Annotated in this window: 21 protein-coding genes and 2 tRNA genes; 12 read left to right on the top strand and 11 right to left on the bottom strand. The window is 35.4% G+C overall.

The features are described from left to right. Positions 1–5 precede the first annotated feature (5 nt). From VSA01S_RS07625 to VSA01S_RS07590, 8 genes are all read left to right on the top strand, one after another. Positions 6–1,172 (top strand): glycosyltransferase family 4 protein, encoded by a 1,167-nt coding sequence (locus tag VSA01S_RS07625; protein ID WP_039982734.1) that lies wholly within the window; start codon positions 6–8, stop codon positions 1,170–1,172. Beyond that, positions 1,165–2,586, top strand: a complete 1,422-nt coding sequence (locus VSA01S_RS07620; protein WP_039982736.1) for a lipopolysaccharide biosynthesis protein — start codon at positions 1,165–1,167, stop codon at positions 2,584–2,586. The genes VSA01S_RS07625 and VSA01S_RS07620 overlap by 8 nt, the downstream gene beginning before the upstream one ends. Further along, positions 2,586–3,947 carry an O-antigen ligase family protein gene (locus VSA01S_RS07615; protein WP_039982738.1) on the top strand — a complete coding sequence of 454 codons (1,362 nt, stop codon included), beginning with the start codon at positions 2,586–2,588 and terminating at the stop codon, positions 3,945–3,947. Before VSA01S_RS07620 ends, VSA01S_RS07615 begins: the two co-directional genes overlap by 1 nt. A gap of 121 nt (positions 3,948–4,068) precedes the next feature. Next, positions 4,069–5,238, top strand: coding sequence for a glycosyltransferase (locus tag VSA01S_RS07610; protein WP_039982750.1), 1,170 nt, complete (start codon positions 4,069–4,071; stop codon positions 5,236–5,238). Then, on the top strand, positions 5,235–6,668 hold the full coding sequence (locus VSA01S_RS07605; RefSeq protein ID WP_039982740.1) for a GumC family protein: 1,434 nt from the start codon (positions 5,235–5,237) through the stop codon (positions 6,666–6,668). The genes VSA01S_RS07610 and VSA01S_RS07605 overlap by 4 nt, the downstream gene beginning before the upstream one ends. Positions 6,669–7,163: 495 nt before the next feature. After that, positions 7,164–8,279 carry a glycosyltransferase gene (locus VSA01S_RS07600; protein ID WP_039982741.1) on the top strand — a complete coding sequence of 372 codons (1,116 nt, stop codon included), beginning with the start codon at positions 7,164–7,166 and terminating at the stop codon, positions 8,277–8,279. Then, positions 8,272–9,462 carry a glycosyltransferase family 2 protein gene (locus tag VSA01S_RS07595; protein ID WP_039982742.1) on the top strand — a complete coding sequence of 397 codons (1,191 nt, stop codon included), beginning with the start codon at positions 8,272–8,274 and terminating at the stop codon, positions 9,460–9,462. Before VSA01S_RS07600 ends, VSA01S_RS07595 begins: the two co-directional genes overlap by 8 nt. Positions 9,463–9,475: 13 nt before the next feature. Further along, on the top strand, positions 9,476–10,114 hold the full coding sequence (locus tag VSA01S_RS07590) for a sugar transferase (RefSeq protein WP_039982743.1): 639 nt from the start codon (positions 9,476–9,478) through the stop codon (positions 10,112–10,114). Between the two features lie 116 nt (positions 10,115–10,230). On the opposite strand, the gene VSA01S_RS07585 is transcribed toward VSA01S_RS07590, so the two are convergent. Continuing rightward, positions 10,231–10,620: an ATP-binding protein gene (locus tag VSA01S_RS07585; protein ID WP_039982745.1), complete on the bottom strand. Its 390-nt coding sequence runs from the start codon at positions 10,618–10,620 to the stop codon at positions 10,231–10,233. A 183-nt stretch (positions 10,621–10,803) separates the two neighbouring features. Here VSA01S_RS07585 and VSA01S_RS07580 point away from each other — a divergent pair, with 183 nt between their 5' ends. Continuing rightward, positions 10,804–11,838: a polyamine ABC transporter substrate-binding protein gene (locus tag VSA01S_RS07580; protein WP_039982746.1), complete on the top strand. Its 1,035-nt coding sequence runs from the start codon at positions 10,804–10,806 to the stop codon at positions 11,836–11,838. Next, a complete protein-coding gene (locus VSA01S_RS07575) occupies positions 11,839–14,259 on the top strand; it encodes a bifunctional diguanylate cyclase/phosphodiesterase (RefSeq protein ID WP_039982747.1) in 2,421 nt (806 codons plus the stop codon). A gap of 24 nt (positions 14,260–14,283) precedes the next feature. Here the strand turns inward: VSA01S_RS07575 and VSA01S_RS07570 are convergent, their stop codons facing one another. The 3 genes from VSA01S_RS07570 to VSA01S_RS07560 all read right to left on the bottom strand — a co-directional run bounded on the left by VSA01S_RS07570 (position 14,284) and on the right by VSA01S_RS07560 (position 16,647). After that, positions 14,284–15,300 (bottom strand): diguanylate cyclase domain-containing protein, encoded by a 1,017-nt coding sequence (locus VSA01S_RS07570; protein ID WP_147052684.1) that lies wholly within the window; start codon positions 15,298–15,300, stop codon positions 14,284–14,286. Positions 15,301–15,309: 9 nt separating this feature from the next. Then, positions 15,310–15,774: a putative pterin-binding protein gene (locus VSA01S_RS07565; protein ID WP_039981800.1), complete on the bottom strand. Its 465-nt coding sequence runs from the start codon at positions 15,772–15,774 to the stop codon at positions 15,310–15,312. A gap of 312 nt (positions 15,775–16,086) precedes the next feature. Next, complete coding sequence (locus VSA01S_RS07560) at positions 16,087–16,647, bottom strand: HdeD family acid-resistance protein (protein ID WP_039981801.1); 561 nt, start codon at positions 16,645–16,647, stop codon at positions 16,087–16,089. Positions 16,648–17,000: 353 nt separating this feature from the next. Between VSA01S_RS07560 and VSA01S_RS07555 the strand changes: the two genes are divergently transcribed. After that, a complete protein-coding gene (locus tag VSA01S_RS07555; RefSeq protein ID WP_039981802.1) occupies positions 17,001–18,260 on the top strand; it encodes a mechanosensitive ion channel family protein in 1,260 nt (419 codons plus the stop codon). Here the strand turns inward: VSA01S_RS07555 and VSA01S_RS07550 are convergent. The 5 genes from VSA01S_RS07550 to VSA01S_RS07530 form a co-directional block, all read right to left on the bottom strand. Continuing rightward, on the bottom strand, positions 18,257–19,144 hold the full coding sequence (locus tag VSA01S_RS07550) for a phytanoyl-CoA dioxygenase family protein (RefSeq protein ID WP_039981803.1): 888 nt from the start codon (positions 19,142–19,144) through the stop codon (positions 18,257–18,259). The genes VSA01S_RS07555 and VSA01S_RS07550 overlap by 4 nt on opposite strands. A 137-nt stretch (positions 19,145–19,281) precedes the next feature. After that, entirely contained in the window at positions 19,282–20,466 is a 1,185-nt protein-coding gene (locus VSA01S_RS07545; RefSeq protein WP_039981804.1) for a glycosyltransferase family 4 protein, read from the bottom strand. A gap of 198 nt (positions 20,467–20,664) precedes the next feature. Then, positions 20,665–20,741, bottom strand: a tRNA-Val gene (locus VSA01S_RS07540). A gap of 33 nt (positions 20,742–20,774) precedes the next feature. Further along, positions 20,775–20,851: transfer RNA gene (locus tag VSA01S_RS07535), tRNA-Val, on the bottom strand. Positions 20,852–20,993: 142 nt separating this feature from the next. After that, complete coding sequence (locus VSA01S_RS07530; protein WP_039981805.1) at positions 20,994–21,644, bottom strand: DUF2726 domain-containing protein; 651 nt, start codon at positions 21,642–21,644, stop codon at positions 20,994–20,996. A 384-nt stretch (positions 21,645–22,028) separates the two neighbouring features. On the opposite strand from VSA01S_RS07530, the gene VSA01S_RS07525 reads away from it, so the two are divergent. Beyond that, complete coding sequence (locus VSA01S_RS07525) at positions 22,029–22,868, top strand: delta-class carbonic anhydrase (protein WP_039981806.1); 840 nt, start codon at positions 22,029–22,031, stop codon at positions 22,866–22,868. A 107-nt stretch (positions 22,869–22,975) separates the two neighbouring features. On the opposite strand, the gene maiA is transcribed toward VSA01S_RS07525, so the two are convergent. Further along, entirely contained in the window at positions 22,976–23,656 is a 681-nt protein-coding gene (maiA, locus tag VSA01S_RS07520; RefSeq protein WP_039981807.1) for a maleylacetoacetate isomerase, read from the bottom strand. Positions 23,657–23,679: 23 nt separating this feature from the next. Next, positions 23,680–24,714 (bottom strand): fumarylacetoacetate hydrolase family protein, encoded by a 1,035-nt coding sequence (locus VSA01S_RS07515; protein WP_039981808.1) that lies wholly within the window; start codon positions 24,712–24,714, stop codon positions 23,680–23,682. Between the last annotated feature and the right edge of the window lies 1 nt (position 24,715).

The following is a 24,715-nucleotide window of genomic DNA, read 5'->3' as shown; positions in this document are numbered from 1 at the left end:
TAGTTATGAAACGTGTATTAATGTTCGATGCAATCAGAACTCAAGGTGGATCAAAGATTGCTAATGCAGAGATTTTAAAGCAGTGTGATAATAAAGATGTCGTCAGTTATATTGCTACCACCCAGCCCGACCATTGGAAATCAATCATCAATAATGAATCACGAATTCATATTATCCAACTAAAGCAAGCTCCACTTATGTCAGATCACGGTCTTACCTATTGGTTAATAAATATATTCTATATGATTCAATTGCTTATCATATCTTTGAAACTTCCAAAGCTAGATTGGTTAATTGGATTATCCTGTCCTAGCAATGATATGCCACTCTATTTATTACGTTTGCTGATCAAAAAGTCAGTGGTTCAGATCATACATGGGCCTGTACCTAGTGCTCGTTCATCTGGATATTGTCTTGTTAAGGCCTCAGCTATATTTTATCTCGCCAGCACTAAAGAATCGTTATTAAAAGCACTTCAGGCCTATTTAAAAGTCTCACCTTCTGCGGCTGAGCGATATTGGGCTATGTTAGAAACATCAACCTTTACCAATGGTTTATCACCAGAGAAATGGCCTAAACAAGCGAATACGATATCCAAACGTGTATTTTGGGCAGCAAGCCTTTTTAAATGGAAAAACTTAGATCTACTTATTGAAGCTATTTCCCTTGAAGTTGATTCGAAAATAGAAGCCACCGTATGCTACTTAAAGCCAACGGTAGAAACTGCATCAGAACCTGATTTTTCCATTAAACAAATTGAATGGCACGAAGACCCGAGTAACCTTAATCAATTGCGTGCTCAATGCGGTATATTTGTATCTACTAGTATAAATGAGCCATTTGGTTTATCCATTTTGGAAGCATTAGCAGCAGGCATGTGCGTAGTCGTCCCCTGCGATGATAGTTATTGGGATCGTGTTTTAACTCATGGTAAAAATTGCATCAAATACACTCCTAACGATGTAGTTTCTCTCCACAACGCCATACACCTTTTAAATGAAGCACCATGGTTGAAAGTTACAATGGGAATTGAAGCTCTGAGTATTGCTCAACTATATACTGCAGAACGGTGCTACTTTCTCATAGTAGATTACCTGCATAGTAATAGAAGCGAAGTAGACAAAGCAGATATAAATAGTGTTGATAAAATCAAAGGATATGACCATGTCTAATGCTCTGACTAACATGTCATTATTTGCTATTGCAGTAATAATTAATAAAAGCATTAGTTTAATCATGTTACCAGTTTTACCTCAATTTTTGGGCCCAGAGCAAATGGGAAGGCTTGAATTGCTTATTTCATTTGGTGCAATTGCTTCGTTACTGGTCGGTTTCGCTTTGCATGAAGCATTGTATAGATACGCTGGTGTTCAAAAAGATGAAAATATAAAGCGTATTCTGCTCAATCAAATATATTCTCTTGCTTTTTACTTTAGTGTCATTTTTATTACTTTATTCTTATTTATAATACTATTTATAGATATCCCATCACCGTTCACCAAAACTGAATGTCTCATCTTGATGTTTGCGTTGTCATTGGAAGGAGTAATTGCAATTGGGACTGCTTGGCTACGAATGCAGGATGATAAAGCCAAAGTATTGCTCACAATTATGGTCACAACAACGTTATTACAAGTAATATTTATTGTTATAGCTTTAGCATTATGGCCACATATCATATCCGTTTTACTTGGTGGACTTCTTGCTGCTTTGATACAATTTTTTTGGCTTCACTATTACAATAATTACACCATCAGTTTACCTAACTTAGCACTCGCGAAGAATTACTTATATTACTCTTCACCAGTGATGTTATCAGGGGTAGTTTCTTTCTTTTTGAACGGTGCGGAACGCTGGTTTATCGCAGCTAATTCATCTTTGGAAAGTCTTGGAGTCTATGCCATTGCCGCAAAATTCGCATTTGGCATGTGTATTTTAGTTCAACCTTTTACTATGTGGTGGATGCCAAGACGTTTTGCCGTCCTAGAACAAGATAATTGCAAAGGCCTTGAAGCCGTTAGAATTACCCACTTAGGCTTAATATACATCGCTTTTTTGACTATCGTTGTTGTAACCATGGCATATTTAATTATTCATTTACTGTTGCCAAATACTTATCAACAAGCTGCACTTTTCATCTTATTCCTATTACCAATTGCAATGCTTAAAGAGTGGGGAGAACTGTTTAACTTAGCGATTTTGTACAAAAGAAAAACCCAGTGGCTCCTTGGTATAAATATCGTTGCTGCAATTACTGCAATTTCATTACTTTTTGCTCTTTCTTCGCTTGGAATATTTAGTGTGTTCATAGCATTGTACTCTGCACAATTGTGTAGGCTTGTATTGACTTATTGGTCTGCCCAAATTTGCCTCTGTTTGCCTTATGATATTAGTTTAATGGTTATTCTTCAGGTTGTTACAGGTTTAGCATTGTTTCTTATCTACTACCTACAGTCATTAACTGCGGCGATTCTCATCAGCCTAACTACCTCGTTCATTCTCCTTGGAATCGCAAGTAAATATATATCAAACAATACATTTCACAGCCTATTAAATTCATTACAGAAAAACAAAAAGAGCATCTAATGAATGTTATTTTTTTAAAACAGACAAGCTATATTACTACTCTTATTTGTTGTTTTATTATTGGCTTATTTTGGCTCGCCCTACCAGATCCATTCATGATCCTAGCAATATGTGCAGCTCCGCTTGCGGTCATATTTTCTCTTAGGTATACATTTTGGCTTGTTACTCTTTTTGTCATATTTTCTTTTTTCCGAATCCACGAAGCTTTCCCTATTATATATGACTTTAAGATTCCGTTAATTTTATCAATTTTTGCCTTAGGCGCCATCTCTTTTCACTTATTTATCAGTAGGGATATTCATGTATTCTGGCATAAATCACTAACATGGCTATCATTATTTTGGCTAATTGTTATTATCAGCGTTGTATTTGCCAGCTCACGGCCTATTGCTTTAGAAGAGTTTGGAGCCACTTATTGGAAAATTATTATAATGACCTTGGCTATAACTTGGGTTATCACCGAACCACGCCAAATTAATCAGATGTTCAAAACAATCATCATTGCTGGCTTTCTAATTGGCTGTGTTACGATATACAACGCCATAAATAATATTGATCTTGTTGAAGGCACGCGTGTCTCTATTGGCCGCTCTTTTGGTTCTATTTTAGGTGATCCAAATGATTTAGCTTTAGTTTTGATGTTTCCACTTGCTTTTACTATAAGCCAAGCACTTGAAAAGCAGACACCTATATTATTAAGGGGTTTTGCTTTGCTAACTTGCTTAATTTTATGTATTGCCATTATTGAAACCAAAAGTCGCGGGGGATTACTCGGAACATTAGCTGTATTTTCTTACTTTGCATTTAAAAACATCAAGAATAAAGCGCTCATTATCAGCCTCGGCACTATCGGTGCGATCACCCTTTATGGCCTTGCAGGTATTTCTGAACGTTCATCTGGGGGGGCTGCCGAAATCGGAATTGACGCTTCTGCAATGGGTAGAATCTATGCTTGGGAAGCTGCTACAAAAATGGCTTTAGCTAACCCACTAACAGGGGTTGGCCTAGAAAATTATTACTATAACTACTATTTTTATACACCACACTGGGATGGTATCAATCATGCTGTACATAGTACTTGGTTTGGTGTTTTAGCAGAAACAGGATTCATCGGTTTATTAATATTTATTGGTTTTATCGTATCTCTAGTAAAAACCTCTCTTGTAACTTTATCAATGATTAATGAAAAAACTGATTGCTCGCTGTCTGTTGGTGCTAATGCAGCTTTTGGCGGTTTAATTGGTACCATTGTATCTGGAACATTTCTTTCGCAAAGCTTTACTTGGCCTATCTACATTCTTGCCGCTTTAATTATTGCAATTCATAGAATCATTCATTCTGAAATGCAAAATGAAAAATAGACACTTCCTTTTTTGACAGACTTCCTAAACAACTGTTTTTATTAACTTTAATTCTTGGCACATAATGTGATACTTCTAATATGTTAAGGATATTTAGGAATCAAAAAGCATGGAGCAAAGCATGACTGACATTGTTGTATTCGGTGAAGACTTTGGTGGTTTGCCTTCTTCCACTCAACACATTATAAAAAAGCTTGCATTTAATCATCGTATTCTTTGGATTAATTCAATTGGTTTAAGGCAACCAAAATTCAATATAAAAGATGCAAAACGTCTATCGTCCAAACTTGTATCTTTTATGACAAACAAAAAAGTGTCTTTTCAAAAAACCAGCTATCAGAGCACTTTAGACACCAGCATCTCCGATGAAAAAAATCTAGCTCACTCATTTAAAAATATAGAGGTGGTAAACTTACTCACCATACCAGCACCCAATACAAAATGGGCTAGATACATAGCAACAAAAATGATGCAAACTCAACTAGTCCCTATTCTTAAATCTTTAAACTTCATCAATCCCGTTTATTGGACTTCTTTACCAACAGCCGTTGATATCTGTCTTGCAATGAATGCTCGAGCTACCATTTATTATTGTGGTGATGACTTTGGCTCTCTAGCTGGCGTAGATCATGAAGTCGTTCTTAAACATGAAAAACTACTCATCGAAAATGCTGATCTTATTTTTTGTGCTAGTGATGAGTTAACCCTCTCATTCCCAAAAGAAAAAACGGTTACTCTTTACCACGGTGTTGATTATAATTTGTTCTCAAAGCCAGCAATTCGTGCGAATGACTTACCTCCATCGAGCAGGAAGATTTTGGGATTTTATGGAAGCATTTCAAACTGGTTAGATTATGAACTCATTGAACAAGTCGCTATAAGAGCTAAAGATTGGGATTTAGTTTTCATCGGTCAAAATGAACGTCATCAAAATCATTTACCACAACTAAGTAATATTTATTATCTAGGACCTCGACCTCACAATCATTTACCAAGTTACTCCCAACATTGGGACGCAAGCTGGCTCCCATTCGTAAATAACGCTCAAATTAATGCTTGCAACCCATTAAAATTACTTGAATACCTTTGTGTAGGTAAACCCATTATTAGCACCCCATTTCCCGCTTTAAACCCTTATATTGATATGATTAATATTGCAAATGATGCAGATGGTGTTTGCCATAACCTCAATCACTTGGTTCCACCACCGAAATCAGTACAAGGTGTACTAGAAAACGCCAGTTGGCAATCAGTAGCAGCAAAAGTAGATCAGTTAGTGAGGGAGTTATGAATAATTTAAGGGAAAGCTTAGCTAAACTTCTACATGGGGCTTGGCGCCGTCGTATTTTTATCATTATACCAGTCGTAACTTTACCTTTTTTAGGCCTTGTCATTAGTATGATTATGCCGACTAAATACATCTCTCATACGAGTATGTTGATACAAGAAACTGCAAAAATGAATCCATTCCTTGAAGATATTGCAGTATCAACTGGTTTGAAAGATCGAATAAGTGCATTAAGTACCCTACTCAAAAGTCGCCATGTACTTTACTCTGTTGCACAAGAGCAAAAATTAATTAACCAGTCTATGTCTAAGAAAGAGCAAGAATCTATTATTAACGATCTTGCTACGCGATTAGATGTCGAGCAAATTGGTAAAGATTATATTCAAATAAATTTATCTAGCCCTACTCCTGATGGCATGGCTGAGATCCTTAATTCGGTCAGTAATCATTTTGTCGAACAACTGCTAGCTCCTGAACGTTCATCTATTGAAGATTCAAGTAAATTTCTTACCTTACATATAAACAAACGCAGAGAAGAACTTGATAAAGCAGAATTAGCATTTGCTGAATATCAGAATGTTTATTCCCATGCGACTCCTGAAATGCAAGCACAAAGCTTGGGAAGGTTAGCAAGCCTTAAGCAAACGTTATCAGAAAAAGAAGCCCTTCTTGCCGGTGTTACAAGAAGCTTAGGAAGCCTAGATCAACAATTATCACAAACAAACCCTGTGATAGGAAAACTCGAGGAAAAGATAATTGAAATAAGAGGAGAGCTTACACTATTGAGATCTAAATACACCGATGCCCATAGCTTAGTGCAAGGGAAAGTGAGAGAACTGAATCGACTAGAACAAGAACGCTCTGTTTTGTTAAATACCAAACAGCCTGAAATGAACAGTAGCCAACTATGGGATATTGCCAGCACTTCATCTGCTAATAACCAAGGAGGCTCACAACCTTTACTTGTATCACAATTGCACCAATTGCAGTTAATTCGAGGGCAGCATGAGTTACTTACAGAAGAAACTGACAGTTTACGTAAAATGGTAAAGGAATTGGAAATCAGTGCTAACAGATTTGGCAGCACAGCTACAGAAATCAATCGTTTATCAAGAGATGTTGCGGTCAAAAGAGACTTATACGATGACCTAGTCGAACGTTACGAGATGGCTCAATTGACTGGTTCGCTTGGTGTATTTGAGGAAAATAAAAGGGTCAAAGTTATTGATGAACCTTATAGTCCAACCATCCCTTCAAACTTACCCAGCTTTTATTTTGCTCTTTTAGGAGTAATCGGAGGTTTGTTCCTTGGAATGGGACTTGCACTCATTTTAGAGATTTCTGACGAAGCCATTTACTCAAGAAAAAGTATTGAAAAATACTTAGGCGTCAATGTGCTAACAACCATACCTAAAATCACTTACATGGATTGATATGCCTCATTAGCTTTTAATGATCAATAATATAGACAATGATCTTATGTAACCATCCTATGTCAAGCTTGCTTTAATAAATCACATCAAAAGGTTATTTTCAATAAACCAACCTCGTTAACCATCATAGAAATATCTCAATATCCAGATAACCTTTAATTACAGGCTTTGAGGTGAATAAACTCTTAACTCCTCGATGTAATTAGCATATACAGTTTTTAATCCTATATTGAGAATCGCTGATAAGAGCGAATCAGACAAGATGATGGAATATTGATCTTTTACAGTTAACAAAAGCAAAGCTAGGTTGTTAATATTTACTAATTTTTCACACACAAATCACTTTCCGATATGAATGTCAATTTAGTAATAATACGGTTAAAACTTCAACTACGAAAAGAGAAATATACTAACTCATTGATTGTTTGTATAAGTCAACTTGGCACATTGCGTGCTTAATGTCTTAAAGAATCACTTTATTAGGATCAAGACTAGATGAAAGGTTCCCATGCCTCAAAATCGGCTGGCAAAGGCAAAGTTGTTATACATATAGTTCAACATCTATCACCTGGAGGATTAGAAACTCTGGTTTTAGAGATGCTGCGCTTTGCAAGTAAGAAAGATTCTGTACACATTATAAGTTTAGAAGGGACGCGTTCTGACGCGTTTAAAAAGTGGCAAAGGTTGGAAAGTGTTAATGGACAAATTACTTTTCTCGATAAGCCTGATGGTATTTCGTTCAAAGTATTATACAAATTAGTCAAAATTTTTAAGCATCTCAAGCCAGATGTAATACATACACATCATATAGGGCCACTTTTCTACGCTGGTATTTCAGCCAGACTAGCGCAATTTAAGATGCTCATTCATACAGAGCATGATGCTTGGCATCTTAACAATCCGAAAGCGGCACGTCTTCAGTCTCTACTATTAAAGCACCTAAAACCTTACGTTGTTGCTGATGCAAACTTTGTTGCCAATCAAATAATTCAGCAGCTTGGCTATGATCGTGTCTGCACAATACATAACGGTATAGACTGTGAAAAATTTTCGCTCGGGGATAAAACAATTGCTAGAGAATATTTTTCTATTCCAGAAGATAAGTTTATTATTGGCACAGCAGGTAGATTAGAGGCGGTAAAAGGGCATGAGGTGCTAATCAAAGCTCTTTCTCACTTACCGGAAAATGTACATCTTGCGATTGCTGGAATTGGAGATCGACATTCAGAATTATTAAAGTTAACGGCAGAACTTGGACTTGATGACCGCATAACTTTTCTTGGGCTCGTGAAAGATATGCCTCAGTTTTATCAAAGTCTCGATCTATTCTGTCTTCCTTCATTACAGGAGGGGTTTCCTCTGTCAACTCTCGAAGCCCAGGCCTGTGGTGTGCCCTGCGTTGCAAGTGATGTTGGTGCGGTAAATGAAACACTTTGCCCTTCTAGTGGAGCACTTGTATTACCGAATCAAGTTGAACTGCTAGTCGAAGCTTTAACTAATGCTATTTCACGTAAGCCTTATTCCCCAAGGAGTTATATCCTAAAGCATTTTGATATTCGTAAAATGTTACTTCAGTATGCATCTCTTACGCAGGAGGCAGCTTATGAGTGACTATATTTGGGTAATTGGGTTTATTCTCTCCATATCTATAATTTTTTATCATCACTTTGGCTACCCTTTAATTTTGAGTTTAATTACCCATAAACAAAAAAAACGTCAAAATATAATGAACGTTGAAGAAAGGCATTACAAGCCAACAAAAAGTGATTGTGACCTCCCTACTATTTCCATTATTGTTCCTGCTTTTAATGAAGAGCGCTGGATTGCTGAAAAAATCAGAAATCTTGGTAGTTTAGATTATCCCAAAAATAAACTAACCGTCATTCTAGCGCTTGATGGATGTACTGATAAAACAGCTGAGATTGCTCAAAATACTATTCAAGAAGCGATATGTGCTGATACTTTATTTATAATTCATGATAATGCAATTAATCGAGGAAAGGTTGCTATTATAAATAGTGAAATGAAGTATATCGACTCAGAGATTACCGTTTTAACTGACACATCTGCCCTAGTGTCTTGTGATTCTTTGCTTCTGGCTGCCCTTCATTTTCAAAAAGAGAATGTAGGTGTTGTAAATGCGACTTATCATATTCTAAATACTCAGAATCACGGTGAATCATCATATTGGCATTATCAATCTCAACTGAAATATAACGAATCTCTTATTGGTTCAACTATCGGTTCTCACGGTGCTTTTTACTCTTTCAAAACAAATTTATTTACACCACTAGAACCAGATACTATCAATGATGATTTTATCCTCCCGATGCAAATTGTTCTCAATGGTTACGCTGCCATTTATGAGCCAAGAATGCTAGCCATTGAGCTTGAGCAGAGCTCAGACTCCACCGATTTTAGAAGGCGGTTAAGAATCTCAGCAGGCAATATGCAACAGTTTCTAAAACTTAAAAAGCTTTTACTACCTCGTTATAAAGGAACTGCATTTTCGTTCCTTTCTGGTAAAGTACTTAGGCTCACTATTCCTTATTTTACAATTCTATGTTTGATAAGTACTTTACTTTTAAGCCACTATCCCATATTTCAGGCACTAGCCCTCGTACAAATTACTGTATATTTAATAGCACTTATTAGTTCACTTATACCGAGCTTTATGTTGTTTAAACCATTCAAATTAATTAATTATTTTGTTTGTGGCCACATTGCTAACTTAGCGGGTGGCCTTCGTTATTTATTTGGCTACGAAAATGGCCATTGGAAACGCATAAATTAAAAAGGATATTTACATGAACTCTTCTCATTACTGTTCAAAAATTTATATCGCTAAACGTTTTTTTGATATTACTTTTTCAATTATATTAGTATGTGTAACCATTCCATTATTTTTTATAATCCCAGTTGCAATCACTTTCGATTCACGTGGTCCAATTATTTATCGACAGTTAAGAGTCGGACGCTGTACACCTGAACAAATGGCTTTGTTTCAAATCATGAAATTTAGGACAATGTATGTAGATGCCGAGCGAGTATCAGGTGCTGTGTGGGCATCGCAAAATGACCCTAGAATTACACCATTTGGGCGTTTTTTAAGAAAGACTCGCTTGGACGAATTACCTCAACTTTTCAATGTTATAAAAGGTGACATGTCTTTAATTGGCCCTCGCCCTGAGCGTCCAGCTTTTTATAAAAAGCTAGAAGACGAAATACCCTTCTTTGTAGAGCGTACTTATGGTGTTCTTCCTGGAATTACCGGCCTTGCACAAGTAAACCAAGGGTATGATTCAAGCATTGAAGATGTAAGACGTAAAGTAAGTTTCGATCATAGTTATGCATTGAGCCTAAGATCGTTTTATTCTTGGGTTTCAATGGACTTTTCAATTATACGTAAGACGTTGATTGTAATGTTAGATGGCAGAGGACAATAAAATCATGCAATCAAATAAACTTGAAAATGCGGATTCATACGCTTTTTTAAATGACGAATAGTCGTTTATAAAACGATATGAATCCAGCTTTTAATAATCAACTTGCACAAATTCTATCATTCCTGCCATATCCTTCTCATTCGCTCTATTGCCTCCTTTGGCACATCATGTGTACTAGAATAACTTCCTCGACAAACTCTAACGTCGAATTCTAGTGCTTTTTCTTTACAATAATTGATGTAGGGAGCCATTTCCCAAAACTGAACAAACGTATTACTTACTACAACAACTTCACCTTTTTCTAACCATCGGCAGGCCTGTTCAAAACACCACTGATGAGCTTGAGGTAAATCACGTTTTACAAAAAGATACTGCCCGTCTTCATTCTCAAAATACATATCTGCTTCAACATGTTTCAAGTTTTTTTGATTACACAGTTGTCTTGCCAATGTGGATTTTCCTGAACCAGGTAATCCACGTAAGATAATCAATTTCGCAGTACTCATTTGGTATATTTTACTGTTTATGGACGTTCATTATATCTAGTAATATCCCAAAAGTTGCAATAAATATTTAAGTAAGGTTCTGTATTTTTTTTCATTCTTTAATATCCTACCAAAAATTTCTCTTAGGTACCTCCAAATAGTCTAAGCTCTAACTGTTGAAGAATGTATAGGAGCTAGTGTAGGATGCAATTAACTCGTCTGCTTATCGTATCTGTCTCATTAGTTTTTAGTAATAGTTTTAAAGCTTTAGCAACAGAAGTGCACCTATACAACTGGGAAGAATTTCTGTCACAAAATGTTATTGAACGCTTAAAAGACAAAAAAGGAATCACCTTAAAGCAGCATTTTTTTTCTGACGAATCGATTCGTGATGAGCTTCTGGCAAGTGAACGAAAGCTATCGTTTGATCTAACTGTGATTGAAAGCGTCAAACTTAATTTATTAGCCAAGCAAGGTATTTTTCATTCTCTTAATCGTTTTAAAGCCCAATTATCTGATGTTTACGATAAAATGTGGCTGGATGCATGCGGAGATTATGGACTTCCTTATGCTTGGGGAACCACAGGGATACTTTATAGAGTCGAAAAAGTACCTAAACCGGAATCCTGGTCAGCATTACTTAATCCAGCGCCTTCTTTAAAAAATAAAATTAGTATGTATTACGAACCGGTTGATCTTTTGAGCACTGCTTTACTCGCCAATGGTTTTGAACCATTTACTCATGATTTAGGCCAAATCAAGAAAGCATACGATACTCTAGTTCATCAAAAAACCTTTATAGCAAATAATGAGTATATTCTTGATTATGTCAAATTCCCTACAATATTAGCATCCATTGATATAGCTTTTGGTTATTCAGGTGACAGTTATATCTTAAATAAGACAGAAAAAAAAAGGAGTTGGGCCTACAGCATACCTACAGAAGGGACGACAATCTGGGTTGAGTGTCTAGCGGCGATAAATCATGGACCGATGTCAGACGAAACAATTGAAACACTTCTATTCTTATCTCAAGTAGACATTGCTGCACAAAACGCTATGGATTCATGGTTTGCTACACCGAGTAAGAAAGCTAAGTCATTCACGTCTGATGAATATCGTTTAGATGAAGAATTATTCCCACCTCAAGATGTACTGGATCGCAGCTATTTATATCAGCCTTTAGATATGAAAAGTTTACAGATTAGATCTAGAATAATAAAAGATTTGATAAACTAAATGTCTATCTTAAAAAAGATCTACCTTACCTTAACGCCTGCATTAATTGCTTTTTTTCTTTTATTAGGATTTATAGGCTATAAAGTATCTAAAGAATATACAGATAACACCTATTTATCTGCTGCACAATCAGAAGTTAATTCTGCACTCATTGCAGCTGAATATGAACAACTTGGGTTAGTTCTTTTAGTAAAAAATATCGCAGCATCATCGACATTCTTACATTACATTCAAGAGCCTAATATTAAAAATTTGGTTTCACTTGAAAATGATATTTTGACTAAGCTTGAAAGTAACAAATCAAATCAATATGGAATACATGATATCTATTTAGTTGATCAACAGTTCAATTTAGTCTTATCTACTTTGCGTAAAACTCCTTTTGAAAAAGTTACCATACCTGACAAAGTTTATGAAGCGGCGTTTGATATTCATACAAAAATATTAAGCAAACAATTCTTTAGTGAAAAAGGACTTTCTTATTTATCTTTAGGTGATGAAGTTCAATATGTTTATATAATGGCAATTGACCCCTATTTGATACCAAGAGATAAAAGGTCTAAATACAGTCAAAATCGTTATTTATTAATTGCAGAGACACCATTAAAACAGATGTCTTCTTTATTAAGAAAACACAATGGCGAGTCTGGAATAACATTATATTTTAATCCTACAGATTCAAACCAACTACCTGAAAACACAGAATTTGTTATACAGTCTATAACTAAAGATTCCGGAACTATCAATGTAGAAATGCTCAGCAAACATTTTAGCGCTAATCTCAATATTCATGAATCCATAAATACCAAAAACAATAATATGGCAATTTTTATTGTATCATTAACAGCTACCATCATCATTGGTTGTCTTTTAATTTCTTATATAGTAATTTGGCAGCAATTATCAAAACCGTTAAATAATTTATTGAGGGAAATTTTCTCTGGTTATTTACAGAATCACTATTTTAAGCGTTCACAAGGAAGCAGCGAAATTGACACTATAAAAAATGCTTATATAGATTCACTTATAGAACTAAAATTCGAAGCCGAATTTGATCAAACAACAAAACTCACAAATAGACAGACTTTCATTCGATACCTGAATATGCGCTTACTAAGTACAAAAAACATAAACTGTTACTTAGTATGTTGGGATATTATTGACTTTAAAAAAATAAATGATTTATATGGTTCTAAAGTTGGTGATCAAGCCTTAAGAAGCTTTTCGAAGTTATTTTACGATACATTAGCAAACCATCATTATGAATTTAGTTTTAGTTGTAGTGATTACTCTATATCCCGCTTTGGTGGCAATCAATTTATTGCTATCATTGAGGTTGATAGCAATCAAATCATCAATTTAGAAATAGAAAAAATAAATAACATATTGACAAAGTCAACATATGTCGAAGGTTTAAATTTTAAATTTTCACTAACTACTTGCGTTTTACCAATGAACGTTAAAGATTTCAAAAGCAAATGGTCTCGAACTATTGAACAAATGCTTCGATACACTAAGCGTAATAAGCGTAATAATGATGATAGCAGCAATATTGTTCATGCTAATGACTTGCTCCCCATATTGGAGAGGGAAGATCTAATTGAAAACATTCTCATAGATTGTTGTAAAAATGATAAGTTTAAACTTTCATTTATGCCTATTTATAATACAAAGACAATGTCCATTGATGGTGTAGAAATTCTTATCAGGTGCCCATCTCTTTTAAAAATCGGAGTCGGACCTGAAGAATTTATTCCAATAGCAGAAAAAAGTAACCTTATAACCAAAATAGATATTTGGGTAATTAAAAAAGCAATCAGGTGCCTTAAGGCTTTGCAAATTAAGCACCTTTACAAAGGAACGATATCTATAAATATATCAGCAATGGAACTTTATAATAGAAATTTTGTGAAAATTTTAAAGAGTGAGATTGAAATATGTGCTATTAAACCAGACTCTTTAATTATAGAAGTAACAGAAACAAGCTATGTAAAAAGTAGCCCATTAACAGTAAAGACAATAGAAAGTATGCAAAAGCTGGGTGTCAAAGTTTCTTTGGATGATTTTGGCACAGGTTATACCGCTTTTAATCAACTTTTGCATTATCCGGTTGATGAAATAAAGATTGATAAAAGTTTTATTGACAAAATAACTATTGATGAAACAGGAAAGAAAATTGTTGAACAAATAGTATTGTTAGGCCAATCTTGTAATGCCTGTGTTGTTGCTGAAGGGGTTGAACAGTTCGAACAATATAAATTCCTAAGTCAAATCGGTTGTGATTTCCTTCAAGGTTATTATTTTAGCAAACCAACTACAATTAAAAACTTCATCAGATTAATAAATAACCACAATGAAGAATCTTACCTAATTTCTTTATCAAAAAAAACTGCTGTTATACTTCAGCATAAATCAAGATGATGCTACTAAAATCTAATTTTATTATTAGCTATTAATAATTTCTAGAATTTGACCAATTTCAACATTCTCTTCATATTTAATTACAACATCTAAAATCAAGTCTATTCTCCTTACAGTGATATACTCTGAAAGTATATCTTTAAAATTGTCTTTTAGTAATTTACTTATATTACTTTCATTGTTGAAAATAAAAATAAATCCTGAACCACTACTTCGAAATGAGGTTCCTTTTTCAGGAACTATCCCTTTCAAAGAGTTTGCTGCGAATTGCAACATTAAATCACCATATTCAGAGCCATATTGATGATTAACCTCTCTAAGGTTTCGAATTCTTACAGTAATTATTTTAAACATAGCATCATTCACAGAGGCTTTTTTTAAAAAACTCATTAATGCAAATCGATTGTTAAAGCCCGTTAGTTGGTCAAGGTTTTGTAACTCTTTATATCTTTTGAAATCAGAGTAATATAAACAACCTGTTATAAAAATGGAAGCAATTAGTAATACCCCACTCCAATTAAATACTGAAACAATACTATTAAGTACTTTTGATTTATTTTCTATTACTGGACTTTTTAATCGAAAATTATTATTTATAAATTGAATAAGTGTATCATAGTTTATGTAGATCCTCTTTAGAAAATCTTTTTTAGTCAACTTTCCTTCCTCTAACAAATCAATTGATAGTTCTAGTACTTTAAATTTTTTAAACTCTTTATTAAAAAAAACTTTCAAATTTGAAGCTTTTACAAACTCTGATGATACTTTACTCTCTATGAGTATTTCAAATCTACTCCATGTAATATCGTATGCTAATTTGACTTGGTTAATATTTAAAGGGTCTGATTGACTAGCTATAATAAAGTCAGCATATTCCTTTATTAACTGGAAAACATACCATGTGGATTCATTCTGTCTATTTGAAAAGCCTTCATTTACGGACTTTATATTTTTTATACTATATATGTTAATTGATAATAAAACCAACATGAAAAATAAAATCAAGACTTTAAATAAAACCAAATAATTATTTTTACACATATAATCAACCTAGTACAAATATATTTCTTTAATTTGCCATATCATTTTTGCATGATATTCTACTGTGTCAATTTCTTTAAATTTGGATAAAGGAAAAACAAGCCAATATGGACCTTTATCTCTAACTTCCATATATTTATTAAACATTTTAAAAGCAATAATCGGATCATAGTTTATAATATCACTTTTAGGGATAGCTACTCGATAGCCATTCAATGCTACGATATTTACCATAGTTGGCATAGAAAGACCATTTTCTTTAAGTAAATCTGGCAAGGTGAACCCGCTGAATACATTTTCACCTTCTAACCATGGTAACGCTGTTTTTAACTCTTTTCTCGGTAATGATTGAAGCTCATCTATTGTGAATGTATAAACAATTCCTTTACGATCATAAACTTTAAGTTCAAAAGCCTGATTTGCATTACATAAAAATGGAATAAACATGGCAATACAAGAATAAATATAGTGCATAAGTAACCTAAATATTATGAACTTCATTGTTCAATTGTAGGACTTATTCACTAAACCTTCAAAATAACCACATGAAAGTAAAAATAATTTGTTTATATGGATACTCTTTTAGAAAAAGATGCTAATAGCAACGAGTATACCATATCAAGTATAAAAGACAGTATTCAACGATTACAATTATTTAGAGAATGATTTTTAGTAACACTATTAAGCCTAGAACCATTAATACAATTGCCATTCTAGAAACACTCTCCAATTGAAGTGCGTCTCTCGGACGCACTATAGTTATCAATAAAAAGCAATATCAAAAAATCATGTATTTTTTCTTACTTTAAAACCTATCAAGATGAAGCTAATGCCCTCTAAAAGCAACGAAACTCCAATAAAGATACCTAGTAATGTGAGTGAAAACACTGGATCATTGAGCAACATTAAAAAATAGCTACCTATCAGAACTGATACAATGCCACTCAATATGATTATATTACGGCTCGGTAGATTTCGATTGCTCAAGCCAAAGAATAATCGAGTTAAACCATTTAAAATCATGATAATAATCATTAGCATTGTAATTGTTATCAAACCCTCAAATGGTTGAAATAAGATGAACAGGCCACCAATAATGTATAACAATGCGCTAAAAACATACCAAACTTTCGTTTTCCATTCTTTAATAGCAAATGCATGGTAAACCTGAACACTTCCACTAATTAAAAGCGCAACACTGACGATTGTTGAAACCGTCATTCCAGCCAGCATTGGTAATGCGATCGCACCTACTCCCATAAGAGCAACGATAGAACCGACAACAACAAAATATTTCCAACTTCTAGATAAAAAAGCAGGAACTTGAAAGTGAAGAGAATTTTCCATTAATTACCTCATATAATCAATTAGTCTATTAGATCAATCTGCTTATGACCGATGATTAAAGGCTTTAAACAATGTAATGTCATCTTGCACAGTCATAAGAAACATGTATCATATTAGCACTTAAAGGTGATTTTAAAACATGTGTGTGTTAGATAATTTGGTGCGTTATCTTCAAAATCGAGACATAGTTCGCTTTGTTACTACTTAATGTGGTCAGTTTTTACTTATTTACTTAACTATGTTACATCCATTTTGACTCCAGATACTCACTTCTCCAGCTTTAGCACTAGACGTATTCACCTTAGCTTATACCTTTCTTGTAAACTTCATCGCTAAATTGATAAGGACATATTTTGCTCGAGCATCACATCAGAACTTTTATTTCTAGGAAACTCAATGATGTTGGTATAGAGAGTGACCCTTATGGTCTTGAACTCACCTCAGCTTTTATACTTTCTAGTATTACTGTCGCCATCATCAGCTACCTCGTTGTTCATCATTTAATTGTACGTCTCGTTAATAATGTCTTACGCAAAACCAATAAACCTCTTGCAGAAAGTTTAGAAAAATTTGATGTTTTACAGAAGTTTTCATTATTAACTCCTGTAATGATCCTCGACATATTTATTCCGATTTCTGTTGGACATTATGATTCTATCGCTATTATTTCTGACAAAATACTCAGCATTCTCATCTTGGTGATCTTTATATGGATGATTTTCTCCTTACTAGACGCTGTCAATGACATTTCAACAGTTAAAGGCATAACCAAAAGAATGCCTGTTAAAAGTTTTGTTCAATTAATTAAGCTTTTTACTTTTTTTGTTGGAGTTGTTGTCACGATATCGATCATCGTCGGTGAATCCCCTTTAATCTTCCTTTCTGGTTTGGGTGTTGCCACAGGATTTGTAATGCTTGTATTCAAAGATACTATTTTGGGGTTTGTTGCTGGCATTCAATTATCAGCAAACAAAATGATAGGACTTAATGATTGGATACAAATGGATTCTTATGGTGCAAATGGTACTGTTGAAGAAATTTCATTAACGACTGTTAAAGTAAGAAATTTCGATAATACTGTAAGTATGTTACCCGCTTACGCCTTAGTCCAAAATGCATTTATTAATTGGCAGGGCATGTCTGATTCTGGAGGTCGACGCATTAAGCGTTCAGTCAATATTGATGTCACTTCGATTCGATTTTTATCTGATGATGATATTGAACAGTACCGAAAAATTAGAGTATTACGTGAATACATCTATGAAAAAAGTCGTGAAATCAAAGATTATAATTCATCAATTAAAGATGAACCAGAATTTGGTAATGTACGCAAGATGACAAATCTCGGTATATTCAGGGCCTACATCAACGGTTACTTGAGAGCTAATAAAGATATTCATCAATATATGCTTGTAATGGTAAGACAGTTAGAACCAACAGCTGAAGGACTTCCTCTACAAGTATACGCATTCACTAATAACACCAACTGGTGCTACTACGAAGGAGTCCAAGCTGATATTTTTGATCATATTTACTCTATCATGCCGTTGTTTGATCTACGTCCATACCAAATACTAACAAGTAACGATGCAAAAAATCTCGCATCACACTAGGTAAATTTTGCAATAAGCCTACGTATGAATTGTCCAAAGTCCTGCCCTAATAATCGAGAAGTTAAGGCAAGCTGTACCATCTGATGTAAAACCGGATAGCGCTGTTTAGGAACAAAAGCTTCTTCAAAATAACGCTTATCTCCAAAGCCTAAAATTCTTTCCTGTTCTTTTGTTAGATCACTAAGAAAAGCGGCATTAAGAAGTAATGGTGCATAGCGGTCATATGTCTTGTCTAAACTTTGGATTGGAAAGCTAGGGTCATGAAAGTTAAAAAATGCAACATTTCGAGAAACAAGCACTGGGTAATTTTGCCTATGTATACCACTGGTATCAAATAGGAATGCAGTACCAGCTTTACCTGTCACATGTCTAATAGGTAGGTTCATTATATCAACTTGTTTTTGATTCCAATGGCCTGGGTTAAGCTTTTTAAGGTGACTTTGTTCTACGTAAGCAAATTCTCCACTTTCAACATCACTCAAGTAAATACCCAATTTAAGTTGTGGTGGTGGAGATTGACATTTATTAACATCATACCAAGCATCATTATGCCAACCATGAAAGTTTCTTTTAGTTTTAATAGTTTTCCAGCCACGTGCTTCCGTTACTTGAAATTTTTCTCCTATATAAACTCGGCAAATTGTCATTAAATCATCATTTTTAATAGGAAACATGAACGCTGGGGATAAAGTGAGAAGATTTTCAATTAATAATCGCCAACGTTCATTCTGTTGATAACCTTGCCATGTGTTGAACTGCGAATGTCGTAGTGAATTTTCGTAGCATTGTTGCATCTGCAATAGGAGTGATCCTGAAATAAAATTTTCTAAAACTGCTATTCCATTTTTACTGAGCTGCTCAACTACATCTTGCACATTTATCATCAACACCCCCTAATTTACAAAATAAGATCCAAATTCAGAGTTAGAAACTTTTTCATATTTCGACATTAAATTACTATTATATTGCCTATGATTTAATCACTTTAAAGTGCAGTGTTTAAAAAGGCTAAACTAGAATCTCAACGCACAGAACCACGAGAAATAACAGCCTGATAATGGTTAAATGTGTTCTCCAACATGTCTTTTAATTGAAAACTTTCTTCAGCATGTTGGCGCCCATTGCGACCATATATTTGGCATTTTTCAGGGTCTAGTACTAAAGTTCTTATTGAAGCTTCTAACGATTTATCATCATCATGCTCAATCAAAATACCAGTTTGACCATCAATAACTACTTCAGGTAATCCCCCCACTCTTGAAGCAATGATAGCAACACTTGCTGCAGAAGCTTCAATTGCAGTTAAACCAAAGGCCTCCCCCCACTGGGAAGGCATAACAAATAAATCTGTAACTTTCAGAATATCTTGTACATCAGAACGTAAACCTAAGTACTTAACTTGATCAAAATGCTCATCCTTAGTACAAAACTCTTCAACTTGTGGTCTGTAAAGACCATCCCCAACAATAATAAATCGACAAGGTAATTCTTCTAATAGTAAGTTTTCTATTACCTTAATAAATCGGTCAATACCTTTTTCAATAGTCAGTTGGCCAATAAAAGCAACAATAGGAAGATCATCTTCAAAACCAAATAATTTTTGCTTTAATGAAGTTCGTTGATCTTCACTTTCAAGCACTCTAAAGCGTGATAAGTCAATTCCATTATAGAGGCGATGTATTTTATGTTTTGCGGGAGGGATGTTTCGTGCGATTCGCTGGGCAACGAAATCGGATACAGGTAAATAAAGACATACGGCCAAACTGAAAATATATTGCCTGAGTGAGCGAAGCCTATCTAAAAACGTATTTTCAACTTGAGGTGTTTGCAACGGGTTAGAACTATGATCAGTAAAGACAATATCCCCCCCCCAAAAAAGCTTACATTGGACTATCGCTAAGTCAGTCGGTCCTATGAAATGGGTATGTAATATATTCGCTTGATTCTGTTTTAGAAGTGAAATGATGTATGATGTATTTGATATCATTTCCTCATCAAGGCATAGTAGTTCACAGCCTGATGAGGTTAACCAATTCTTTAAAGCAGGTTCAGAAGGTTCGATAACACATACTATGTAGCGCCATCCTCTTTTCTTCGATTCTCTACCCATACCAGCTAAGTAGTCTTCAAAAGAGCCTCTTTTCTTCGGAGAGATCAGTGCCCAGCAAAAAATAACCGGTGGGCATGATTTTATTTGGTCATCCATAGCACCTCCATCCTTTTGTATAATTTTAGCAGTAGCTTGAGTTTATTCCTCAAACTAAGATAAAAATATCAACAAAAAGGGGCAGTGAAGTTAGAACGTACCAAACGTTATGTTGTAGTGCTGCGGATAAATCTAAGTAAACCGTAAATGGCAAAAAGCCCGATTAAAACGGGCTTTAGTGTTCACTGAGAAAAAATCTGGTGGGTCCGGGCGAACTCGAATCGCCGACCCCTACCATGTCAAGGTAGTACTCTAACCAACTGAGCTACGGACCCAAATTTTTATCCAAAGTAACCATTTTATAGAAATGGTGCGTCCGAGTGGACTCGAACCACCGACCCCCGCCATGTCAAGGCGATACTCTAACCAGCTGAGCTACGGACGCTTTCCCTTTGGAACGGAAAGGATAGTAACTATATCTAACTGTTGGTGCAAGTATAAATTTATGATTTCTCGATCGTTTGGTGAAAATATAGTCGAGGTTACTATTTTTGGTCATGAATTAAACGGTTTCGTGCAACTCACTATTAATCATCAAAAACAACATTGTAATTTTCCGTATAAGTACAATTCGGTTGTCGGCTACAAGTAAAGAACCGTCGACCTTTGAACTCACCCTGACTTGCAATCTTAATCATCATGGGACTGCCACACTTTTTACAAAATCGAACTTCTTTTTCAGGCTCAATCAAATCAATATGTGCTGCCAGCAAGCGCCGCAAACGACCAACTTGATAACTGTGCTTAACTGATGCACCAATCAAAGGCAAGTTAGCAGATTTACATACATGCATGAGCAGTTTTTCTCGCTCCAGCTTTCCTTTATAAAGTTGTTTACCATTATCTAGCTCAATCACAACTCTAGGAACTAAGGTTCGAGGATCGCAAATAACATAATCAAAATAACTTCGGGTAATACGATTGTTAGCAATGAAAAACTGTTTCTTATTACGAGTATCTTTAGGCGCGATCAACGTTGCCATATTGACCTTAGCAAACACAACAGCATGATCCCCCACTGCTGCATTCAGTGCATTATAAAAAACGCTCTCTTGTCCTTTAAGTAAGGCCCCTTTTAAGCAGTAGGTAAAGCTCGTATCATCATGTTTTACAAGGAACTTTTGAACAACAAGGAAGAAAACGACCAAAATAATAACAACAACAAGGATGTTGGTCATAAGTAGAATAGCCCCAGTTAAATGATGTTATGGTAAATACTTTGATAACTAGTACCCCTTCTTGATGTAAAACAATCTTAATGAGAAGAGTACGAAAAAACAATGCTACATAATAGGGTCTTTTTCTATGTTTAGCACTACAACCCAAAAACTTATAGGTGTCTCATTATACCCTCAATTGCCCTCAATTGCCCTCAAGAAACTTACTTAAAGTCATGTAAGTAGGTATTGGCATAAAATTATTAATATTGATAAAAGAACAAACTATACTTCCTTATTGAAAATTTAGAAATTTTTCAGATCTATTTGAACATACTATCTGGTCAGTCCAAGTTTTAATAAGTTCTATTATATTGTTATCATTTTATTACTAGGGGTGAATTCATGAAATATCATATTCTTACTGCAACTATCTGGGCAATGTTGTCTTCTCATGTCTACTCTACAAATATACATACCACATCTGAAAATGTCGCTGACTCTGTCATAGCTGATCAACGGGTAGCATTAGCTCAAAATACAGATGGCAAAGGCTTTGGTCCTCAATCACCAAGAGATATTGATAATTTAACAGGCGATAATCACCGCACATTCGGATTTGCACCTGCTTCTTCCAAAATGAACCTTTGTAACATTCACTTTCACAAAAATGCAGAGCACAAGGGTGGTGAGTTTACTCAATATGCAGGTAATGGTGACGGTAAAGGCTACAATTCTGGTTTTAAATACAATGGCTCGCTAACGAAACAAGAATTGGCTCCATTTTCTTATAAGCACTTAGAATCTGGTGACACGATAGAGGTGCATTATGTTTATTCAACAGCCGATGTGAAACCTGGCCCGACTCTTGGTTCATGTCTGTCTGAAACAATTAATAACCCTGGCTTAAGAGTCGAAAGTCAAGTCTTTGTATTGGTTAATGATGAGAAAGCACCAGACTTTAATGACTTAGCATTTTATGAAATGACAGATGGTTACTACCAAGCAACCAATATCCCTGCTAACACAGGAAAGCCGATTGTATACCTTGGTTCAACAACTGGCCCAGGTTACAATGAAAAAGCTTCACCATTCCAAGTAACTTGGAGTGTTCGACCAAAGGTAGCAAAACTTAACATCGCCTCTGTTGCAGAATGGTTGAAAAAAAATGATTTTGATGAAGACCATGCCCACGGTGTAAGAAACTTAGTCGTTAACCCTAAGTTACTTTCATCTGGAAACTGATTTCCTGATAGCATTGAACGATCTTTGTTTTACGCCTCTCAGATGGAGAGGCGTTTTTTATTTCATAATTACCGAAAGTTCAGAGTTATACTCAAGTGACCTCAAGGTTACTTGGTCACAAGCTTGGCATCTGATTGATTTTCAGGCATTGCATCAATAAAAGCATGATGCTGATTACAAGCTTCAACAATGGCGTTAATTGTTGGATAATCGGACATTTCAATGCCAAAGCGTACGGCATTATAAACTTGAGGGACCAAGCAGGCATCAACAATACAAGGCTCATCACCCAAACTATAAATGGGCCTGAGATTCTGTTCGTGCAGCCCTTTTGGGCGACATAACTTCTCTTCAACAGCTGAAAAACCTTGATGCATCCAATGATGAATCCAATTCACTTTTTGGTTAGCATCGCAGTTCAATGATCCCTCCAAATACTGTAACACTCTCAGGTTATTAAGTGGATGCATTTCAATTGCAATATCTTGGGCAAGCGCCAGTGCTCTGTAACGTAAAAAGACAGATTGAGGAATCAAAGGCGTGTTAAGATACTGCTCATCTAAGTATTGAATAATAGCAAGTGACTGGTTTAAGCATACTTCCCCGTCCACCAGCACTGGTAACAACTCCGATGGGTTTTGTTGATGAAATTCACGGGCTTTGTGCTCTTTTTCTAGAAGATTCACAGGCAGGGAAATATAACTTAATTTCTTCAGGTTCAGACAAATGCGAACACGATATGACGCTGAAGAACGCCAGTAGCCATAAAGTTTAATACTTTCACTCATTATGCTCTTCACTTATCCTTGCATTATTTATGGTATGGGACAACACGCTGCTCAATCGCACCAAAAATGGAATGCCCTTCTTTATCACGCATTTCAAGCTTGATTGAGTCACCAAAAGACATAAAACGTGTTGATGGTTTACCATCTCGAATCGTTTCAATCATACGAATTTCTGCAATACATGAATACCCAACCCCACCTTCTTTAATCGACGTTCCGTATTCTGTTCCCTGTTTATTAGAGACAGTACCTGAACCAATGATCGTGCCGGCTGATAATGCTCGAGTTTTACTGGCGTGTGCAACCAACTCAGCAAAATCAAACGTCATATCAACCCCGGCATTAGGACAGCCAAATGATGCACCGTTATACGTTGAAAGAAGCGGTAAATGCACTTTATTATCCACCCAAGCTTCCCCGATCTCATCAGGTGTCACTGCAACCGGAGAAAAAGCAGAAGACGGCTTTGATTGGAAGAAGCCGAACCCTTTAGCAAGCTCAGCAGGGATAAGTCCACGTAAAGAAACATCATTCACCAACATAATTAAACGAATAGAGTCTGCTGCCTCATTGAGGTTCGCACCCATGTGGAGATCATCTGTGATCACAGCGACTTCACCTTCGAAGTCTATCCCCCACTCATCAGTTGAAAATGTAATATCATCACATGGCCCGATAAATGTATCTGACCCACCTTGATACATAAGTGGATCCGTCCAAAAGCTCTCAGGAAGTTCAGCACCACGAGCTCGTCTTACGAGTTCAACATGGTTTACATAAGCACTGCCATCTGCCCACTGATATGCACGGGGTAATGGCGATGCCAAGGTATGCGCCTCAAACGCTTCACTTGCAGAAACCTCACCTTTATTTAAAGCACAATATAGCTCATCCAATTGTGGAGCCACATTATTCCAGTTATCCAATGCAGCCTGCATAGTGGGTGAAAGATTCATCGTCTGAAAAATCTCTGTTGCAGGAACGCATTGAGTAAGGTCTTTGCTCACGACCATTAATAAACCATCACGCGTACCATTTTTCTTAGTAGCTAATTTCATT

This window comes from Vibrio sagamiensis NBRC 104589 (assembly GCF_007990935.1).
Taxonomy (GTDB): Bacteria; Pseudomonadota; Gammaproteobacteria; order Enterobacterales; family Vibrionaceae; genus Vibrio; species Vibrio sagamiensis.
Note: the sequence above shows the minus strand (reverse complement) of the source record. Positions and strands in the feature narration are given on the sequence as shown.